General features: G+C 42.6%; 1 protein-coding gene and 2 rRNA genes. All 3 read right to left on the bottom strand.

Annotation, left to right across the window (positions count from 1 at the left end; translation table 11 throughout):
- Positions 1–1,048, bottom strand: a 1,048-nt coding sequence (locus WQ54_RS17860) for an AMP-binding protein (RefSeq protein WP_046585966.1), incomplete at its 3' end; no start/stop codon positions are given.
- A gap of 253 nt (positions 1,049–1,301) precedes the next feature.
- A 5S ribosomal RNA gene (gene rrf, locus WQ54_RS17855) occupies positions 1,302–1,417 on the bottom strand.
- A 78-nt stretch (positions 1,418–1,495) separates the two neighbouring features.
- Positions 1,496–2,023, bottom strand: a 23S ribosomal RNA gene (locus tag WQ54_RS17850); the annotation flags it as partial.

The following is a 2,023-nucleotide window of genomic DNA, read 5'->3' as shown; positions in this document are numbered from 1 at the left end:
GGACATTGACAATATTCGTTCCTATCGACCCTGGTTTCCTTGGGCGATCAAGCGGGTTAAAGCATGTGACAGGTGATGCCTCAGATAAACCATAGCCTTCAGAAACTATTACTTTAAATTTCTGTTCAAATCCTTTAAGTAAAGCAACCGGCATGGATGCTCCGCCTGAAATACATAATCGTAACGTTTTAAAATGATCTGGATCTGCATGTTCATATTGAAGCAGGAAGTTATACATTGTTGGCACACCGGCAAAAACAGTAGCATGATGTGTTTTCACTAATTGAAAGATAACAGCAGGGCTAAATTTTGGCACGATTAGCATTGTAGCTCCATTCATTAACGGCGCATTTAATGAAACAGTTAAACAGAAAACATGGAACATAGGCAATGTGGTAACAACAACATCATCTTTTGATATCTTTAAATAATTGGCGGTATCAATCGCATTACTGTATAAATTTTCATGTGTGAGCATGGCTCCTTTGGGCTTGCCTGTAGTACCTGATGTATAAAGGATGACTGCGACGTCCTTCTCAGCAAGCTCCGGACCCGTATAATCATGCGATCCAGCAGACACAAAATTTGATAACGTTTTCATTTTTCCTGAAAGAGCACTTTTAAAACTAGCTTCCTCACCTGTTTGCTGAGAAGGAGATGTTTCACAGACGATGTAGTGCTCAACCGTCGGCAGTTGCGCCTCAATATTAGAAAATAATGGAATAAGCAAATCTGCAGTTACTATAACTTTAACATCACCATTATTGATCATATATGCGATTTCATTCGGTGTGTAGATTGGGTTAATCGGTATTACAGTTGCCCCTGCTCGCAATGCCCCATATAAAGAAATAATATAATATGGTGAGTTCCCTAGAACAACAGCTATATGATCCCCTTTACCTACGCCTATATCATGCAAACTGCTCGCAAATTGATTAATGACCGTTTCTAGCTGTGAATAAGACGTTTCTTTGCCTTCGAAAATAAATGCAGGTTTGTTACCAAAAGCTTTTACCGTTTGTGATAACTGTGATGATAAATTCATTCTCCCACCCCTTCGACAAAATGAATGAATAACCATTCATTTTTATGTTGTAAAACCCCTCATTATTATTATATGGAATGTATAGGGAATAGACAATCATGGAAAGGATTCCAAAATAAATAGGAGATCCTATGATTCTTAATACCATCAAGTAATGTTCTACATTTTTTATTATTTCTAATAAACCTAAAGGTTTTAATCCTTTATACGGATAACAAAAAGACCAGTATCTCTACTGATCTTTTCTCTTCTTACCTGGCAACGTCCTACTCTCACAGGGGGAGGCCCCCAACTACCATCGGCGCTGAAGAGCTTAACTTCCGTGTTCGGCATGGGAACGGGTGTGACCTCTTCGCCATCGCCACCAGATATATTAAGTTTGAAGGCATGTTCCTTCAAAACTAGATAACGATTTTTCAATTCATTTACTGAGCTTACGCTTTTTTATTGGTTAAGTCCTCGATCGATTAGTATCAGTCAGCTCCACACGTCACCGCGCTTCCACCTCTGACCTATCAACCTGATCATCTTTCAGGGATCTTACGTTACAAAGTAACAGGGAAATCTCATCTTGAGGGGGGCTTCATGCTTAGATGCTTTCAGCACTTATCCCTTCCGCACATAGCTACCCAGCTATGCCTTTGGCAAGACAACTGGTACACCAGCGGTGCGTCCATCCCGGTCCTCTCGTACTAAGGACAGCTCCTCTCAAATTTCCTACGCCCACGACGGATAGGGACCGAACTGTCTCACGACGTTCTGAACCCAGCTCGCGTACCGCTTTAATGGGCGAACAGCCCAACCCTTGGGACCGACTACAGCCCCAGGATGCGATGAGCCGACATCGAGGTGCCAAACCTCCCCGTCGATGTGGACTCTTGGGGGAGATAAGCCTGTTATCCCCGGGGTAGCTTTTATCCGTTGAGCGATGGCCCTTCCATGCGGAACCACCGGATCACTAAGCCCGACTTTCGT

The sequence above is a fragment of the Bacillus sp. SA1-12 genome, from assembly GCF_000981385.1.
Taxonomy (GTDB): domain Bacteria; phylum Bacillota; class Bacilli; order Bacillales; family Bacillaceae; genus Metabacillus.
The sequence above is the reverse complement of the archived record's forward strand: the minus strand, read 5'-3'. Positions and strand labels throughout refer to the sequence as shown.